We start from the raw sequence: 16,710 nt of genomic DNA, 5'->3' as shown, positions 1-16,710 counted from the left end.
AAAACGGTTTTGCAGATAGGGTAAAACGCCGTCAGCACGTTGCGGGCGCATTGTGGATAACCTGTAAGATTACTGCAACAGACGCAGACATCCTGGGCACTCACGCGGCGTGCAAAATTTCCAGATAACAAACGGAACCGCACAGGTAAAACGACTGCAGCAGTTGTATGTCTGATTGTGCCCGCGGGCAAATAACTTTAGTGAATATGAAAATCTGGAGCGGGAAACGAGACTCGAACTCGCGACCCCGACCTTGGCAAGGTCGTGCTCTACCAACTGAGCTATTCCCGCATAATCTTCGTATTTTAGTCTGCCACGGCGTTGGCTGCCTTCGCTCACCCAGGTTACTTACTCGTGTAAGCTCCCAGGGATTCGCTCAGTTGCCGCCTTGTTGCAAACTCAAATACTCGATTATGTACCGGCATTCTTAAGTCACAACAACCGCAAAAAGACTAAATCCGTGATTTGGATGGCGTACTGCAACAGAGACTGGAGCGGGAAACGAGACTCGAACTCGCGACCCCGACCTTGGCAAGGTCGTGCTCTACCAACTGAGCTATTCCCGCATAATCGTCGTCTTTCATTGCGCTGCGGCTTTAACGGCCTGGACGCAGTTGAAATCCTTAATTCTGATGCATTACTTTTTACTGCACGTTCTGGAGCGGGAAACGAGACTCGAACTCGCGACCCCGACCTTGGCAAGGTCGTGCTCTACCAACTGAGCTATTCCCGCATCATCATTGTCTTTCAATCTGCTGCGGCGTTGACCGCCTGAGCGCAACTGAAATCCCTGATTCAGAACATTTGTTACTTTTACTGCTTCGTACCTGCTGTAAATTCTTCACCGGTACGGGGTGCGCATTATACGAGAAATCCTTCCCGCCGCAAGCGTTGCAAAGCAAAATTTTGCGCTTTGCGCGCGTTTGCTGTTTTAATCGGCAAACTGCTGCTTTCCTGCGCACCCGCTGTGGCTTACAGCTGCAGGAAGTGCTCGCGATAATAGGCCAGCTCGGCGATTGACTCGCGAATATCGTCCAGCGCCTGATGCGTACCGGCCTTTTTAAAGCCTGGCAGAATCTCTGGCTTCCAGCGGCGCGCCAGCTCTTTCAGCGTGCTGACATCCAGATAGCGATAGTGGAAATAGGCTTCCAGCTCCGGCATGTACTTAAACAGAAAGCGGCGATCCTGGCCAATGCTGTTGCCGCAAATCGGCGAGGTGTTGGCCGGAACCCACTGCTGCAGAAACGCAATCGTCGCCTGCTCCGCCGCACGATCGTCATGCTGGCTGGCCTTCACGCGCGCAACCAGCCCGCTATTGGTGTGGGTGCGTACATTCCAGTCATCCATCAGCGCCAGCTGCGCATCGGACTGATGCACCGCCAGTACCGGACCTTCGGCCAGAATGTTGAGGTTGGCGTCCGTTACAATGGTGGCGATCTCAATAATGCGATCGCGCTCCGGATCCAGTCCGGTCATTTCCAGGTCGATCCAAATCAGATTGTTTTCATTTCCCGCTGTCATGCATTTCCCGCCTGTTGCCAAAGTCGTCATTAGCCTGAATTAAGGTGTATCATAGACGTTTTGCCCAGCGGGGCGAAGCCTGGCGAAAGCGTGAGAGGATGCGTGAGCAAAAATAAATTGTCGAAGGGTCAACAACGTCGCGTGAGCGCCAACCATCAGCGTCGTCTGCAGCAACGGAACGAAAAGCCGGAACCGGACGACAGCCTGTTTGGTGAAGCCTCTGAAGGCGTAGTGATCAGCCGCTTTGGCATGCACGCGGATGTGGAAGACAGCGCCGGCGAGGTGCATCGCTGTAATATCCGCCGCACCATTCGCTCGCTGGTCACCGGCGACCGCGTAGTGTGGCGCGCCGCCGGCGAAAACGGTGGCAAAGGTATTGTTGAAGCCGTACACCCGCGCCAGACGGTGCTGACGCGTCCGGACTTCTATGACGGCGTGAAACCAATCGCCGCCAACATTGATCAGATCATAATTGTGTCGGCGATCCTGCCAGAGCTGTCGCTGAACATTATCGATCGCTATCTGGTGGCCAGCGAAACGCTCGGCGTGGAACCGCTGCTGGTACTGAATAAAACCGATCTGCTGGATGACGACGCGCGGGCGTTTGTCGATGAGCAGATGGATATCTATCGCCACATTGGCTATCGCGTACTGATGGTGTCGAGCCGCGCCAAAGATGGACTGAAGGATCTGGAAGCGGCGCTCACCGGCCGGGTCAGCATTTTTGCCGGCCAGTCGGGCGTGGGTAAATCCAGCCTGCTGAACAATCTGCTCGGCCTCGACCTGGCAGGCGATGAGATCCTGACCAATGATGTGTCGGATGTGTCCGGCCTCGGCCAGCACACCACCACCGCCTCACGGCTGTATCACTTCCCGCACGGCGGCGATGTCATCGATTCACCTGGGGTGCGCGAGTTCGGTTTGTGGCATCTGGAGCCGGAACAAATTACCCAGGGATTTGTCGAATTTCGTGAATTTCTCGGCGGTTGCAAGTTCCGTGACTGCAAGCACGACAACGACCCAGGCTGCGCCATCCGCGAAGCGGTGGAGAACGGGATCATCGACATTTCACGCTTCGATAACTACCACCGTATTCTGGAGAGCATGGCGCAGGTAAAAACGCGTAAAAACTTTTCCGCCAGCGAAGATTAACGGGTACAACGGCACATTCGCCAACTGACCGGGGCGCTGCTACAATCCGCCCCCTTTTGTGTAAACCAAACGTTATTAAGCCAGGAGGCAACGGTGTTTGATCGTTTTAAACTCGGCCTGAATCACATTCTGCCTAAAAAAGCGCTGACCGAACTCGCCGGTTGGGGTGCCAGCCGCCGCGCTGGCTGGCTGACCAAAGCGGTCATCGACATTTTTGTCTGGTTCTACAAAGTGGATATGGCGGAAGCCAGCAAGCCGCACACCGGCAGCTACCGCACCTTTAATGACTTCTTTGTACGCCCGTTAAAAGAGGGTGCGCGCCCGATCGATCCGGACGCTTCGCTGCTGGCCTTGCCAGCGGATGGCGCCATCAGCCAGCTGGGCCGTATTGCTGGCGATCAGATCTTCCAGGCCAAAGGCCACACCTACTCGCTGCAGGCGCTGCTGGCCGGCAATGACGATTTGGCGGAAAAATTTGTCGACGGTGAGTTCGTTACCACTTACCTCGCGCCGCGCGACTACCACCGCGTGCACATGCCGTGTAACGGCATCCTGCGCGAAATGATCTACGTGCCGGGCGATCTCTACTCGGTTAACCCGCTGACCGCGCGCAACATCCCGAACCTGTTTGCCCGTAACGAACGCGTGATCTGCGTATTCGATACCGATCATGGCCCGATGGTGCAGATCCTCGTGGGCGCCACCATCGTCGGCAGCATCGAAACCGTCTGGGCCGGCACCGTGACGCCGCCGCGCGAAGGGGTGATCAAACGCTGGCGCTACCCATCTGCCGATCATGATGGCGCGGTCGTGCTGCTGAAAGGTCAGGAGATGGGCCGCTTTAAGCTGGGCTCGACGGTGATCAACCTGTTCGCGCCGAACCGCGTTAAGCTGGCTGAAAGCCTTGAAGCCGAAAGCAAAACCCGCCTGGGTCAGCCGCTGGCTATCGCCCTGCCGCAGCCCGGCGACAGCGCTCCGCTCATCGACTAATTCCGGGAAACACCGCCGTGCGCGCCTCTCTTTTTCTGCTGCTGAGCCTGGTGCTCAGCAGCACCGCCTTTGCCGCCACCGTTCCACCCGCCAGCCAGCTGAAACAGGATCTGGAAACGGCGAAATCCGCGAAAAGCTCGCCCAACCAGGCCGAACAGGTGCAGGCGCTGGAAGCAGCAATTAACTTCCTGTCCGAACGCGACGACTCGCTGGAACGGGCGAAACAGTATCAGCAGGTAATCGATGATTTCCCGCGGCTGGCGCGCGAGCTGCGTCAGCAAATCGCCACGCTGACTGACAGCAGCAAGCCAGTGCGCAGCAACATGAGCAATGCCGAGCTGGATCAGGAGATCCTGCAGGTTAGCAGCCAGCTGCTGGAGGAGAGCCGCCAGGCGCAGCAGGAGCAGGATCGCGCCCGCGAAATCAGCGATTCTCTGTCGCAGCTGCCGCAGCAGCAGACCGATGCGCGGCGCGCCATGACCGAAAGCGAACGGCGCGCACAGGGCGTGGCGGCTGCCGCTACCCCGCTGGCACAGGCGCAGATTTATGCGCGTCAGACCGAGAGCGCTGCCAGTAAAGCGCGGGTAGATGAGCTGGAGCTGGCGCAGCTGTCGGCCAATAACCGTCAGGAGCTGGCGCGCATGCGCGCGGAAGTGCATCAGCGCAAAGCCACCCAGCTGGATAACTATCTGCAGGCGCTGCGCAATCAGCTCAATAACCAGCGTCAGCGCGAAGCCGAACTGGCGCTGGAGCGCACCGAACAGCTGGCGGAAAACAGCGGCGATTTGCCGGCCTCCATCAGCGATCAGTTCCGCGTTAACCGCGAGCTCTCCGCCGATCTGAATCAGCAGGCGCAGCGTATGGATCTGGTGGCCTCGCAGCAGCGTCTCGCCACCAATCAGACATTGCAGGTGCGCCAGGCGCTGAGCACGCTGCGCGAGCAGTCACAGTGGCTGGGCGTGTCGAATCTGCTGGGTGAAGCGCTGCGCGCGCAGGTGGCGCGCCTGCCGGAGATGCCGAAATCCCAGCAGATCGACAGTGAAATGGGCCAGCTGCGCGTGCAGCGGCTGCATTATGAAGACCTGCTGGAGCGCCAGCAGGCGCTGCGCAAAGAGAAACAGGCGGACGGCACGCCGTTCACCAGTGAACAGACGCGCATTCTGGATGCCCAGCTGAAAACCCAGCGTGAACTGCTTAACTCGCTGATTTCCGGCTGCGACACGCTGATTCTGGAAATCACCAAGCTGAAGGTTTCCAATACGCAGCTGCAGGACGCGCTGAGTGAAGTTAAAGAGGCGACGCACCGCTATCTGTTCTGGACCGCCGACGTCAGCCCGGTTGGCCTGAAATATCCGCTGGACGTGGCAACCGATCTGACGCGCCTGCTGTCGCTGGACACGCTGGGCCAGCTGGGCAAAGCGCTGGCGATGATGTTCACTAACCGCGAAACGGTGCTGCCGATTATTGGCGCCATTCTGCTGGTGGGCTTTAGCATCAGCACGCGTCGTCACTACAACGCCTTTATGGCGCGCGCGGCCAGCCGCGTGGGGAAAGTGACGCAGGACCGCTTCAGCCTGACACTGCGCACCGTCTTCTGGTCGATTCTGGTCGCGGTGCCGCTGCCGGTGCTGTGGGCCGCGCTCGGGTTTGGCCTGCAGCACGCCTGGCCTTACCCGTTTGCCGTAGCGATTGGCGATGGCATCACTGCCACCCTGCCGCTGCTGTGGGCATTCATGATCAGCGCGGCTTTTGCCCGTCCTGACTGCCTGTTTGTCGTGCACTTCCGCTGGCCGCAGGCGCGGGTCGCGCGCGCCATGCGTTATTACTCGCTGACGGTCGGCCTGATCGTACCGCTGATTATGCTGCTGATTGCTTTCGCCAACCTCGACGATCCGCAGTTCTCCGCTACGCTGGGGCGCCTGTGCTTTATTCTGATCTGCGGGGCGCTGAGCATTGTCACCGTCAGCCTGAAACGCGCCGGTATCCCGCTCTATTTAGATAAAGAGGGCGACGGCGACAACTTCGTTAACCGGATCCTGTGGAACCTGATGATCGCCATCCCGCTGGTGGCAGCGCTGGCCTCCTGCATTGGCTATCTGGCCACCGCGCAGGCGCTGCTGGCGCGTCTGGAAACCTCGGTCGGCATCTGGTTCTTCCTGCTAGTGATTTACCACATCATTCGCCGCTGGATGCTGATTCAGCGCCGCCGCATCGCCTTTGACCGCGCGCGCCAGCGTCGTGCCGATATGCTGGCCAACCGCGCGCGCAGCGAAGAGGAAAAAGAGCAGCAGTCTGCCGTCAGCACCGATACCGTGGAAGTCGAAGAGCCGATTATCGATCTGGATGCGATCAGCGCGCAGTCGCTGCGGCTGGTCCGCTCGATTCTGACGCTGATTGCGCTGGTGTCGGTGATTGTGCTGTGGTCTGAGATCCACTCCGCGTTCAGCTTCCTCGACAACATCCCGCTGTGGGATGCCAGCACCACGGTGCAGGGCGTCGAGAGCGTACAGCCCATTACGCTGGGTGCCGTGCTGATCGCCATCCTGATCTTTATCATTACCACCCAGCTGGTGCGCAATATGCCGGCGCTGCTGGAGCTGGCGCTGCTGCAACACCTCAGCCTGTCGCCCGGTACCGGTTACGCCATTACCACCCTGACCAAATACGCGCTGATGCTGGTCGGCGGTCTGATTGGTTTCTCGATTATTGGCGTGGAGTGGTCAAAACTGCAGTGGCTGGTAGCGGCGCTGGGTCTGGGGCTGGGCTTTGGGATGCAGGAGATCTTTGCCAACTTTATCTCCGGCCTGATCATCCTGTTTGAGAAACCGATTCGTATCGGCGATACCGTGACCATTCGCGATTTGACCGGCAGCATCACCCGCATCAATACGCGCGCCACCACCATTACCGACTGGGACCGCAAAGAGATTATTGTGCCGAACAAGGCCTTTATCACCGAGCAGTTCGTCAACTGGTCGCTGTCGGATTCGGTGACGCGCGTGGTGCTGACCATTCCGGCACCGGCCCACGTTAACAGCGAAGAGGTGACGACCATCCTGAAGCAGGCGGCCGATCGCTGCACCTATGTGCTGGATATGCCAGCGCCGGATGTGTTCCTTGTGGATCTGCAGCAGGGCATTCAGCTGTTTGAGCTGCGCGTGCACGCGGCGGAGATGGGTCATCGCATGCCGCTGCGCCATGAGCTGCATCAGCTGATTCTGCGCGGCTTTGAAGAGCATGGCATTGAGATGCCGTTCCCGCCGTTCCAGGTACGGATGGAAACGCTGGGGCGCAAAACGCCGGCCAGCAACGGTTCGACTGCCAGCCGGACCTTCAAATCCGGTGGCCTGTAAAACAAAACGCCCGGCATGCGCCGGGCGTTTTTTCTTTACGCGCGAGTTACTTCACAAACTCTTCGCCCTGCGCGATATCTTTTTTCAGCGTCTCCAGCATGCCGTTAAGCGCCTGCTGTTCGAAATCACTGAGCGGCCCGAGCGGACGGCGTTCGGCGATACCGTTTTTGCCCAGCAGCAGCGGCTGCGAGAAGAAGCGCGCGTACTCGCCGTCGCCTTCCACATAGGCGCACTCTACGACATTGGCTTCGCCCTGCAGTGCACGAATCAGCGACAGACCAAAGCGCGCCGCCGCCTGGCCCATCGACAGCGTCGCCGAGCCGCCACCGGCTTTGGCTTCCACCACTTCGGTACCGGCATTCTGAATACGTTTCGTCAGGTCGGCGATCTCCTGCTCGCTGAAGCTGACGCCTTTAACCTGCGACAGCAGCGGCAGAATGGTCACGCCTGAATGCCCGCCGACCACCGGCACTTCAATCTCCGTAGGCTGTTTGCCCTTCAGGGCAGCGACAAAGGTGTTGGCGCGAATCACATCCAGCGTCGAGACGCCAAACAGCCGGTTTTTATCGTACACACCGGCTTTTTTCAGCACTTCGGCGGCAATCGCCACCGTGGTATTTACCGGGTTAGTGATGACGCCAATCAGCGCTTTTGGCGCGGTGGTCGCCACCTGTTCAATCAGGTTACGCACGATACCGGCGTTGACGTTAAACAGATCGGCGCGGTCCATGCCAGGTTTGCGTGCCACACCGGCCGAGATCAGCACCACATCGGCGCCGTGCAGAGCCGGCGTCGCATCTTCGCCACTGAACCCTTCAACTTTCACGGCGGTAGGAATGTGACTGAGATCAACCGCGACGCCTGGTGTCACCGGGGCAATGTCATACAGTGAGAGGGCTGAACCTGCGGGTAATTGGGTCTTGAGCAGCAGAGCGAGTGCCTGGCCAATACCACCAGCTGCACCGAGAACGGCAACTTTCATCCTGAACTCCTTATTAAGGTGGGGCAGAGATATGCCGGAAATCCATCAGGTTACGAGTTTAATCAACTTCTCAGGCGATAGCGACACACCTGTCGCGCAATAACATTACGCCGCAATCGGCTCCCGAGACATCTCCACTTCAGAAGTCGCCTGAATGATCCAGTCGCAGCCAGAAGACTATGGACGGCAATGATCATCGTTTTGTTGTTACCACTTCAATAATATAACAACTTTGCAACCTTCGCTTTGCGCGCCAGCGCGCGATTTTGGTGCAGGATAAAACTCTGTTATCATGCCCGCCCCACACGCGCATGCCGTGAATTCACGCATCCGCTTATTGCATAAAAATTCATCTAAATGCATAATAATTTATCTGCGACGGGCCTGTTGCCTGCTGCAACCCTCTTTTATTGGTAGCTTATGCGAAACCCATCTAAACAAGACGATCTGATAAAGGCGTTCAAAGCCTTACTGAAAGAAGAAAAGTTCAGCTCTCAGGGCGAAATTGTCCAGGCGCTGCAGGAAGACGGCTTCGGCAACATCAACCAGTCAAAAGTTTCTCGTATGCTGACCAAGTTTGGCGCGGTGCGCACGCGTAACGCCAAAATGGAGATGGTGTACTGCCTGCCTGCCGAACTGGGCGTGCCTACCACCACCAGCCCGCTGAAGAATCTGGTGCTGGATATCGACTATAACGATGCGCTGGTAGTGATTCATACCAGCCCGGGCGCAGCCCAGCTGATCGCCCGCCTGCTCGACTCCCTCGGCAAAGCCGAAGGCATCCTCGGCACCATCGCCGGTGACGACACTATTTTTATTACACCAGCGCGCGCCTTTACGGTGAAGCAGCTGTATGACGCCGTGCTGGTGTTATTCGAACAGGAACTATAAAACCCTGTATGTTACCGGCGGTTCACCTGCCGGTAACCTTGCCCGCCCGCCCGCGTTTCTCCCGCTGTTTTATCGCCAACACCTTACAAAATAACCGCTTAGCCATATTCCGCCGGGTTCTCAATGCGGGGAAGTATTGGTACGACCTTTTCGCCTGCTTAACCCTTTGCGCTATTTTACGCTGCTTTACAATTAGTGCTCAGCGGTTATCTCTTGCTTTTAGCGCACAGCCAGCTTGATCAACCACATTGTTTCGCACAAAAAGATAATTTGATGCAGATCATTGTTTTTGCATGGAAATACACCCTCCTGGTTAAGATCCAGGCGGTTTTAATAACTTTGCGTTATAAAAATGTGCCATAAGGATAAAGAATTACAACCAATCATTATTAGCGGGATATTAATTTCATGGGTGATTAGATCTATACTTCTTTTCGTGATGCAAATCACACGAAATCAAAAAGAGAAAAACAGAAGACGAGGAAAAATACCATGAACGTTAAAACTACTATCGCCACCCTGAGTGTTCTATCTGCCCTGTCATTTGGTGCTTTCGCCGCAGATTCTATCAATGCCGAACAGGCAGCGAACCTGCAGCCGGTCGGCACCATCAGCGTCAGCGGCATTGGCGGCTCACCGATGGATATCCATCAGCAGCTGAACGCCAAAGCTGAAGCGCAAGGTGCTAAAGCCTATCGCGTTGTTGAGGCTTATAACGACAACAGCTACCACGCAACCGCGGAACTTTATAAATAAGTTTGCCGGAACAAGATGCAGTGTGAACGGCGACCCATTTGAGAGGCGTTTGCCTCTCAGGTTGCCCACCCCATTTCAGGAGAGTGAATCATGAAAACCAAATTATCTATTGCTGTACTGAGTCTGGCTTCCGTTCTGTCTTTTGGCGCCAGTGCTGCCACCCTGGTAACCAACACCCAGGCTGAAAATCTGCAGCCGCTGAATCAGACCATTAGCGTGAGCGGCGTCGACGGCGACCAGACCAATATCCGTCAGGAACTGTCCCAGAAAGCCGATGCTCAGGGTGCCAGCCATTACCGCATCATTGAGAACAATCAGGACAACACCTTCCACGTGACGGCTGAACTGTACAAATAAACTTTAACTATCGATCCGGCGTTATGCAGTCGCCGGGAGAAGATCGACGACCCGCTTACCCTCTTAGTGCCGCAGGTTGTTGATTCTAATGAGGAGACGAATTATGAAAATCAAAACAACCATCGCAACCGCTACGCTGCTTTCTCTGTTCGCTTTTGGCGCTTCAGCTGCCCAACTGGTAACGGATGAATCCGCGCAGAATCTGCAATCTACCGGCCAGACTATTACCGTTAGCGGAACAGGCGGCTCACCTATGGATTACCGCGCTCAGCTTTCTCAGAAAGCCGATGAGCAGGGTGCCAGCGCGTATAAAGTGATTGAAGCGCGCACCGGTGACAGCTATCACCTGACTGCAGAGCTGTACAAATAATTCCTCGTCAATTCTGACGAACCCTTTGGCCCCGCCTGCCGGGGCCCTTTTTGGTTGTGCTACTGAACATTAAAGCGGAGCTGGCCTTCCAGCTCCTCTTCTGCCTCATCGAATAGCAATATCAGCGCACCATAGCGGCGTTTCTGCCCTTTCCCCAGATTGATGAACGCAATTTCCAGCGGCAGCGGGATCTGCTCGCCGATGATCATTTCCCACAGATCGTCCAGATCGTGAATGGTGCGATCCGCCAGCGCGAAACGTTCGCAAAACTGACGGTAGAAATGAGCCTGATCGACGATTTCATTGAAGTCGAAACGCTCGGTTCTCATGGTGACATCCTCTCGCTACGCCAGACCGCCGAGGTGCAGCGCTTTGACTTCCAGATACTCTTCCATGCCCAGCACCGATCCTTCGCGTCCCAGTCCGGACTCTTTCACGCCGCCAAACGGCGCCAGCTCGGTCGAGACCGCACACTCGTTGATTCCAATCATGCCGGCTTCCAGCGCCGCCGAAACGCGAAACACGCGCTGCAGATTCTGCGTATAGAAGTAAGCCGCCAGACCGTATTCGGTATTGTTGGCGCGCGCGATCACCTCAGCTTCATCGTCAAAGCGGAAGCAGGCGGCCACCGGACCGAAGGTCTCTTCCTGCGCCAGCTGCATCTCTTCATGCGCATCGGCAATCACCGTCGGCTGCCAGAAGTTCCCGCCCAGCGGATGGCGCTCGCCGCCCACCAGCAGTTTCCCGCCTTTGCTCAGCGCATCTTTGACATGCTCCGCCACTTTCTCCACTGCGGACGCCTCAATCAGCGGCCCGACCACCACGCCCGGCTCCACGCCGTTCCCCACTTTCAGTTTGCCCACCGCCTCAGCCAGCTGATGCACAAAGCGGTCGTATATTGCGTTGTGGATATAGAAGCGGTTAACGCTGACGCATACCTGGCCGGCGTTGCGGAATTTGTTGGCGATAGCCCCCTGCACCGCCGCGTCGATATCGGCATCGTCAAACACGATATAGGGCGCGTTGCCGCCCAGCTCCATCGAGACTTTCTTCATAGTTTCGGCCGCGTTCCGCATCAGCGTTTTCCCCACCGCGGTGGAACCGGTAAAGGAGATTTTACGCACCGCGCGGGAAGCCATAATGGCGTCGCTGATGGCGTGCGTGTCGCCGGCTACCGCGTTCAGCACGCCGTCCGGCACGCCCGCTTTTTGTGCCAGCGCCACCAGCGCAAAGGCGCTGAGCGGGGTGTTATTGGCTGGCTTGATGATGCCGGTGCAGCCGGCCGCCAGCGCCGGGCCGAGTTTGCGCGTCAGCATCGCCATCGGGAAATTCCACGGCGTGATGGCAGCGACCACGCCAATCGGCTCGCGCGTCGCCAGAATGCGTGAACCGGCTTTGGCCGGCGGGATAATTTCGCCGTTGGCGCGCTTCGCCTGCTCGGCAAACCATTGAATAAAGCTGGCGGCGTACTCTACTTCCCCCTCGGCTTCCTTTAGCGGTTTGCCCTGCTCGGCGGTCATCAGCTGGCCCAGCCAGCTTTTGTGCTCAATGATCAGCTGGTACCAGCGATAAAGGATTTCGCTGCGCTGTTTGGCGGTTTTGTCGCGCCAAGCCGGAAAAGCGCGCTGCGCGGCGGCAATCGCCTGTTCGGTTTCAGCCTTGCCGGCTTTCGCCACCTGCGCCAGTACCTCGCCGGTGGCCGGATTGGTGACATCAAAGGTGCTGCTGGCGGTGTGCCACTGGCCGTCAGAGAAGTAGCCAGTGTTGAACAGTTCGTGTTGTTGCAGGGAAGTGGACATCGTTATTCTCCTGTCAGTAAGCATCCTGTCAGGAAAGTATAGATGGCAATAATCGGGCAATGAGGGTCAGCGTGGCATCAGGCCAGCCGCTGCGCCAGGCAGCGGCCAGTTTCAGATTTGGATGAGGGTGTTCTGGTACTTATCCAGCATCATCGACAGCCGTTTCACCGGTTCCGTCACACTGGCCGGGGCGGCATAGTGCTGCAGCTTCTGCTGATAAACGTCCAGCTCCTGCAGCAGGCGCTCAAAGTAGTAGCGCCGTTTATCATCGCTGCTGGCCGCAATAATGCGGTCGGCGGTGGCGCGCAGCTGGCGGTGATACGCCGACAGGTCGGCATTGACCGGTACCTCCGCGTTGCGCAGGCGCTGATGACCAATAATCAGCGTGAGCGCAATCCGGTACTTGTCGATATCGCCCGGGAACAAATTAAGCAGCAGGAACAGCTGCTGATAAAGCGCCGGTAAATGGTTTTCCCGCCGGCGCGCCTGATTGGTGGTCAGCGCGGCCACCGCAGCATACATAAAGCGATTCAGCAGCTTGCGTCCGGTGCGGGCTTTGGATTTGTCACGAATCAGTAAAATCACCATCATCGCCACAAAGCTGCCAATCCACTGGCCGAGCGCGTTGTCGAGAAACACATTGAACTCAAACTTCATCGGGTTATCCAGCACCAGCACGTTGATGGTGCCGATCAGCGCGCCCAGCGTACCAATCTGCCGCCGCTGTACAAAGATGCCGCCGATAAAGCCGAGTGCGCCAATCGCGATACACAACAGCAAGGCACTTTGCTGGGTGCCTGGCAATACCCAGATGAAGTAGAGCATGCCCAGCGGCACCGCAAAGGCCATGCCGTAGAAGAAGTCTTTCGCCATCATCAGCGGATTCGGCATACGCATCGCCAGCGCGGTAATCACCGCCAGCATCACCATACAGCCGCTGCCGGAGGTCCAGCCGGTATACAGCCAGAACAGCGAACCGAGTGCGGTGGCGACAAAGGTGCGCACGCCATTGATCATCGCATGATGCGTCTCCGCTGAGCGCGCCTGGATCACCACCTCACGCTGCAGAATGCTCTCCTCCAGCGTGGTGATACGGCTGTTGCTTTTAACGCCATTGATCAGCAGCAGATATTCGGTCGCGGCGCCGACCCAGCTGGCCAGGGTAAACGGCACGCTTTTACTGCTGACGCCAATAACGCGGCGCATCAGCTTCATGCGCTTATGTACGTCGCTGACGCTGGTTACCTCTTTTTCAATCAGCAGGCGATACTGCGGCGGGATGTAATCCGGGCGCGAATTCTGAATCAGGAAGGTCTCAGCGGCCTGAGTAATCAGCGTCAGCGATAGCGTGTTGAGCATTTGCAGCCGGCGGCTGGTGTTGCTCCAGCGCGACGACTCCATCAGCAGCTGGCTGCGCATACCGTTGAGCGCGGTCGTGCGGCGCACCAGTGCGCTCCAGGCTTTGTCGACTTCCTCTTTATCCTCGTGTGCCACGCACAGCTGCAGCAGGCGGTAGTGCGCTACCAGCAGCGCATCCACTTCCGCATCAATCACTTTCTTGATCGAGCGCGGAGAGAACAGCATGTCGGCGAGAATGGCGCACAGGATACCGAGCACAATTTCGCTGCAGCGCTCCACGGCGAACTGCGGCGCCAGCGTCAGGCCGCCGCTGGCATCCGCGGTCACCACGATGATCAGCGCGGTGTAACCGGCGAGGCCCAGCGCATAGGAGTTTTCGACTTTAATCAGCGATGAGAGCCAGACGCACATGCCGGCCCACAGGCAGCACAGCAGCAGCATCACCACCGGCGCGCGCACCGTCGCAATCATGATGGTGAGTGCCGCGATACAGCCGATAAAGGTGCCGATAATACGCAGAACGCCACGGTAGCGCAGCGCGCCAGAATAAGGATCGCCGCCCGCGGCAAAGGCGGTGCCGCCAGCCACGATGCCGGCGGTCATCACCGCCCAGCGCGGCGTTTCCAGATTGAAGTGAAAGCCAATCATCAGCGCTGCCACCAGCGCGAAGGTCAGCTTTACCGGGAAACGCAAAAACTCAATCATATCGCCCCCGCTTAACCAAACTCACGCAGGCGGTTGAACAGCTGCGCCATCGGCGACACTTTGGTCTGGCGGTCTTTGTCACCGGTGATCACCACGGTGGCGGTGGTCCCCGCCGGGAAGCGGTTGCCGGGTTGATCGTCAAGGCGAATACGCACCGGTACGCGCTGCGCCAGACGCACCCACTCAAGGTTGGAGTCCACGGTGGCCATGCCTTTGCTGTCTACGCTGCTGCTGCTGTTGGTCACGCCAGCCGCGATGCTGTCAACCGTGCCGCGCAGCACCGTGTTGCTGCCCAGCGGGGTAATCTCCGCGCGGAAGCCGGGACGCACGCCATCCAGCTTGGTCTCTTCCATGTAGGCCAGCACGTAGAACGAGTGCTGCTGCACCAGCGCCACGGCCACCGAGCCGCGCGTGATGAATTCACCCTGATAGACGTTGAGGTTGGTGACCCAGCCGTTGGACGGCGCTTTGATGGTGGTGCGATCGAGGTCGATCACCGCCAGATCGCGCGTCGCCACCGCTTTGGCCAGCTGATGTTCACTGGTCTGCAGGTCGCTATTCGACTGCTCAATGGCTTCACGCGACATCGCGCTGGTACCGAGCTGGTTACGGCGCGCCGCTTCACGGCGTTTTTCACTAACCAGCGCCTGGTAATATTCGACATCCGCCTGCGCCTCATCCAGCGCTTTCTGGTAGCGCGGACGGTCGACGATAAACAGCGTATCGCCTTTTTTCACCAGCTGGTTGTCGTGTACCGGGACGTCGGTGATCAGTCCGGTCACGTCCGGGGAGATCGCCACCACGTCGGCGGAGAATTTGGCGTCACGCGTCCACGGCGACTCGGTATAGAACACCCAGGCGCGGAAGATGATAACAACAGCGATGATAACCAGCAGGAGCGTAATGGCGTAACGCGCGATTTTTCTTATAAGCGCTTTCACTTAAAACCTCAGACGAATAGACGGGATACAAGGTAAAACACACAGCAATACAGCGCTGTGTTAAAAAGTGCCGGATGCCACACCAGATCGTAAATCCCGCTGGGCGTCAGCACGCGTTTCACCAGCCAGAACAGCGCCAGCGAAACCAGTAGTTCAATGAATATGGGCGGAAAAGACAGCCCGAATACGACAAATACCGGAAGCACACTCATTTCGGTTCCTTAGTTCGACCTTGCCGGATTGCACCGATACCTGCCCTCATGCCCTCTGGCACGTCGGGTTGATGATAGTGGGATGACGGATAATCTGATGACAACATTCAGGCCGCGTTGAGCTAATCATAGCGTATCATCGGGTAAACACTGCCGTGTTCAGGTGCGGTGAAGAGACCCAGCGTGCGTATAGTAACGCGCTTGACTATACGTTTTCTACATATTGTGAGCTAAATCACTTTTTAGCCAGAGTAAACAATGGAACGACTCAAAGGCATGTCCATTTTCGCCAAAGTGGTTGAATTGGGCTCATTTACCGCCGCCGCACGCCAGCTGCAGCTCAGCGTCTCGTCAATCAGCCAGATTGTTGCCAGACTGGAAGATGAGCTGCAGGTGAAACTACTTAACCGCAGCACCCGCAGTCTGGGCCTGACCGAAGCCGGTAAGATTTATTATCAGGGCTGCCGCCGCATGCTGGCAGAGGCCTCGCAGGTGCACGAACAGCTGTACGCCTTCAACAACACGCCGATCGGGATTTTACGCATCGGCTGCTCAACCACCATGGCGCAAAATGTCCTGTCCGCCATGACCAGCGAGATGCTGCACGAATACCCGGGACTGAGCGTCAACCTGATGACCGGCATACCGGCGCCGGACCTGATTGCTAACGGGCTGGATGTGGTGATACGCGTCGGTGAGCTGCAGGATTCCAACCTGTTCTCGCGCCGGCTGGGCGCCATGCCGATGGTGGTATGCGCGGCGAAGAGCTACCTGGCCCAGCACGGCACGCCGGAAAAGCCGGCTGAAATCGACAACTTTTCCTGGCTGGAGTACAGCGTGCGCCCGGATAATACCTTCGAGCTGGTGGCACCGGAAGGCCAGGTGACGCGCCTGACGCCGCAGGGGCGTTTTGTCACCAATGATTCTCAGACGCTGATTCGCTGGCTGAAAGCGGGCTGCGGTATCGCCTATGTGCCGCTGATGTGGGTGATTGATGAGATTAACGCCGGTGAGATCGATATTTTGTTTCCGCAGTATCACTCGGAGCCGCGCCCGGTGTATGCCGTTTATACCGAGAAGGATAAGCTGCCGCTCAAGGTGCAGGTGTGTATCAATTATCTGACCGAGTATTTCAGGCAGGTGGCGAGGCAGTATCAGCAGCACCGCAAAAGTTAGCCAGGGTGGCGCGCGGGTATTGCCGGCCTTGAGGACGCAGACGGGGAAGTGCAGTTCAGTTATACATGCCAGGTCACCACGAAGGGTGACCCTGCAGGGAGAGTGGCGCGGTTTTGACAGGGTGCGCACTGATGCGCACCAGCATG

Annotated in this window: 15 protein-coding genes and 3 tRNA genes; 8 read left to right on the top strand and 10 right to left on the bottom strand. The window is 57.6% G+C overall.

The genetic code is table 11. The annotated features are described in order from the left end of the window. Nucleotides 1-215: 215 nt before the first annotated feature. The 4 genes from OXR61_RS12875 to orn form a co-directional block, all read right to left on the bottom strand. Nucleotides 216-291, bottom strand: a tRNA-Gly gene (locus OXR61_RS12875). Nucleotides 292-490: 199 nt separating this feature from the next. Then, nucleotides 491-566, bottom strand: a tRNA-Gly gene (locus tag OXR61_RS12870). Between the two features lie 91 nt (nt 567-657). Beyond that, nucleotides 658-733: transfer RNA gene (locus OXR61_RS12865), tRNA-Gly, on the bottom strand. A gap of 239 nt (nt 734-972) precedes the next feature. After that, nucleotides 973-1,521: an oligoribonuclease gene (gene orn / locus OXR61_RS12860; RefSeq protein WP_021508132.1), complete on the bottom strand. Its 549-nt coding sequence runs from the start codon at nt 1,519-1,521 to the stop codon at nt 973-975. Between the two features lie 102 nt (nt 1,522-1,623). On the opposite strand from orn, the gene rsgA reads away from it, so the two are divergent. The 3 genes from rsgA to mscM all read left to right on the top strand — a co-directional run bounded on the left by rsgA (nt 1,624) and on the right by mscM (nt 7,016). Further along, the gene (rsgA, locus tag OXR61_RS12855) at nt 1,624-2,673 is read left to right on the top strand and encodes a small ribosomal subunit biogenesis GTPase RsgA (protein ID WP_031279822.1); all 1,050 of its coding nucleotides are present in this window, start codon (nt 1,624-1,626) and stop codon (nt 2,671-2,673) included. A 93-nt stretch (nt 2,674-2,766) separates the two neighbouring features. Beyond that, nucleotides 2,767-3,663 (top strand): archaetidylserine decarboxylase, encoded by an 897-nt coding sequence (gene asd, locus OXR61_RS12850; protein ID WP_021508134.1) that lies wholly within the window; start codon nt 2,767-2,769, stop codon nt 3,661-3,663. 17 nt (nt 3,664-3,680) lie between these two features. Continuing rightward, complete coding sequence (gene mscM, locus OXR61_RS12845) at nt 3,681-7,016, top strand: miniconductance mechanosensitive channel MscM (protein WP_267412309.1); 3,336 nt, start codon at nt 3,681-3,683, stop codon at nt 7,014-7,016. Between the two features lie 46 nt (nt 7,017-7,062). Here mscM and mdh read toward each other — a convergent pair whose 3' ends face one another. Then, nucleotides 7,063-7,998 (bottom strand): malate dehydrogenase, encoded by a 936-nt coding sequence (gene mdh, locus OXR61_RS12840; protein ID WP_021508136.1) that lies wholly within the window; start codon nt 7,996-7,998, stop codon nt 7,063-7,065. 420 nt (nt 7,999-8,418) lie between these two features. Here mdh and argR point away from each other — a divergent pair, with 420 nt between their 5' ends. From argR to yhcN (OXR61_RS12820), 4 genes are all read left to right on the top strand, one after another. Beyond that, entirely contained in the window at nt 8,419-8,889 is a 471-nt protein-coding gene (gene argR / locus OXR61_RS12835) for a transcriptional regulator ArgR (RefSeq protein WP_021508137.1), read from the top strand. A gap of 492 nt (nt 8,890-9,381) precedes the next feature. Then, entirely contained in the window at nt 9,382-9,645 is a 264-nt protein-coding gene (gene yhcN / locus OXR61_RS12830) for a peroxide/acid stress response protein YhcN (protein ID WP_021508138.1), read from the top strand. 90 nt (nt 9,646-9,735) lie between these two features. Beyond that, nucleotides 9,736-10,002 (top strand): YdgH/BhsA/McbA-like domain containing protein, encoded by a 267-nt coding sequence (locus OXR61_RS12825; RefSeq protein WP_021508139.1) that lies wholly within the window; start codon nt 9,736-9,738, stop codon nt 10,000-10,002. A 103-nt stretch (nt 10,003-10,105) separates the two neighbouring features. After that, nucleotides 10,106-10,372, top strand: a complete 267-nt coding sequence (gene yhcN / locus OXR61_RS12820) for a peroxide/acid stress response protein YhcN (protein WP_021508140.1) — start codon at nt 10,106-10,108, stop codon at nt 10,370-10,372. Between the two features lie 59 nt (nt 10,373-10,431). On the opposite strand, the gene OXR61_RS12815 is transcribed toward yhcN (OXR61_RS12820), so the two are convergent. From OXR61_RS12815 to aaeX, 5 genes are all read right to left on the bottom strand, one after another. Then, the gene (locus OXR61_RS12815; RefSeq protein ID WP_021508141.1) at nt 10,432-10,701 is read right to left on the bottom strand and encodes a hypothetical protein; all 270 of its coding nucleotides are present in this window, start codon (nt 10,699-10,701) and stop codon (nt 10,432-10,434) included. A 15-nt stretch (nt 10,702-10,716) separates the two neighbouring features. Next, complete coding sequence (locus OXR61_RS12810; RefSeq protein WP_021508142.1) at nt 10,717-12,171, bottom strand: NAD-dependent succinate-semialdehyde dehydrogenase; 1,455 nt, start codon at nt 12,169-12,171, stop codon at nt 10,717-10,719. Nucleotides 12,172-12,282: 111 nt separating this feature from the next. Further along, on the bottom strand, nt 12,283-14,235 hold the full coding sequence (gene aaeB / locus OXR61_RS12805) for a p-hydroxybenzoic acid efflux pump subunit AaeB (RefSeq protein ID WP_021508143.1): 1,953 nt from the start codon (nt 14,233-14,235) through the stop codon (nt 12,283-12,285). A gap of 11 nt (nt 14,236-14,246) precedes the next feature. Continuing rightward, nucleotides 14,247-15,176 carry a p-hydroxybenzoic acid efflux pump subunit AaeA gene (gene aaeA / locus OXR61_RS12800; RefSeq protein ID WP_021508144.1) on the bottom strand — a complete coding sequence of 310 codons (930 nt, stop codon included), beginning with the start codon at nt 15,174-15,176 and terminating at the stop codon, nt 14,247-14,249. Between the two features lie 8 nt (nt 15,177-15,184). Continuing rightward, nucleotides 15,185-15,388, bottom strand: a complete 204-nt coding sequence (gene aaeX / locus OXR61_RS12795; protein WP_021508145.1) for a p-hydroxybenzoic acid efflux pump operon protein AaeX — start codon at nt 15,386-15,388, stop codon at nt 15,185-15,187. A 258-nt stretch (nt 15,389-15,646) separates the two neighbouring features. On the opposite strand from aaeX, the gene aaeR reads away from it, so the two are divergent. After that, nucleotides 15,647-16,564 (top strand): HTH-type transcriptional activator AaeR, encoded by a 918-nt coding sequence (aaeR, locus tag OXR61_RS12790; RefSeq protein WP_031279824.1) that lies wholly within the window; start codon nt 15,647-15,649, stop codon nt 16,562-16,564. The last annotated feature ends 146 nt before the right edge of the window (nt 16,565-16,710 follow it).

This window comes from Pantoea sp. GM_Pan_4, assembly GCF_026541005.1.
Taxonomy (GTDB): Bacteria; Pseudomonadota; Gammaproteobacteria; order Enterobacterales; family Enterobacteriaceae; genus Pantoea; species Pantoea dispersa.
The sequence above is the reverse complement of the archived record's forward strand: the minus strand, read 5'-3'. Positions and strand labels throughout refer to the sequence as shown.

What these genes read in the sequence shown, in the direction of transcription:
- orn (WP_021508132.1), bottom strand. Translation starts at nt 1,521, where the DNA reads ATGACAGCGGGAAATGAAAACAATCTGATTTGGATCGACCTGGAAATG.
- mdh (WP_021508136.1), bottom strand. Translation starts at nt 7,998, where the DNA reads ATGAAAGTTGCCGTTCTCGGTGCAGCTGGTGGTATTGGCCAGGCACTC.
- argR (WP_021508137.1), top strand. Translation starts at nt 8,419, where the DNA reads ATGCGAAACCCATCTAAACAAGACGATCTGATAAAGGCGTTCAAAGCC.
- yhcN (WP_021508138.1), top strand. Translation starts at nt 9,382, where the DNA reads ATGAACGTTAAAACTACTATCGCCACCCTGAGTGTTCTATCTGCCCTG.
- OXR61_RS12825 (WP_021508139.1), top strand. Translation starts at nt 9,736, where the DNA reads ATGAAAACCAAATTATCTATTGCTGTACTGAGTCTGGCTTCCGTTCTG.
- yhcN (WP_021508140.1), top strand. Translation starts at nt 10,106, where the DNA reads ATGAAAATCAAAACAACCATCGCAACCGCTACGCTGCTTTCTCTGTTC.
- OXR61_RS12815 (WP_021508141.1), bottom strand. Translation starts at nt 10,701, where the DNA reads ATGAGAACCGAGCGTTTCGACTTCAATGAAATCGTCGATCAGGCTCAT.
- OXR61_RS12810 (WP_021508142.1), bottom strand. Translation starts at nt 12,171, where the DNA reads ATGTCCACTTCCCTGCAACAACACGAACTGTTCAACACTGGCTACTTC.
- aaeB (WP_021508143.1), bottom strand. Translation starts at nt 14,235, where the DNA reads ATGATTGAGTTTTTGCGTTTCCCGGTAAAGCTGACCTTCGCGCTGGTG.
- aaeX (WP_021508145.1), bottom strand. Translation starts at nt 15,388, where the DNA reads ATGAGTGTGCTTCCGGTATTTGTCGTATTCGGGCTGTCTTTTCCGCCC.
- aaeR (WP_031279824.1), top strand. Translation starts at nt 15,647, where the DNA reads ATGGAACGACTCAAAGGCATGTCCATTTTCGCCAAAGTGGTTGAATTG.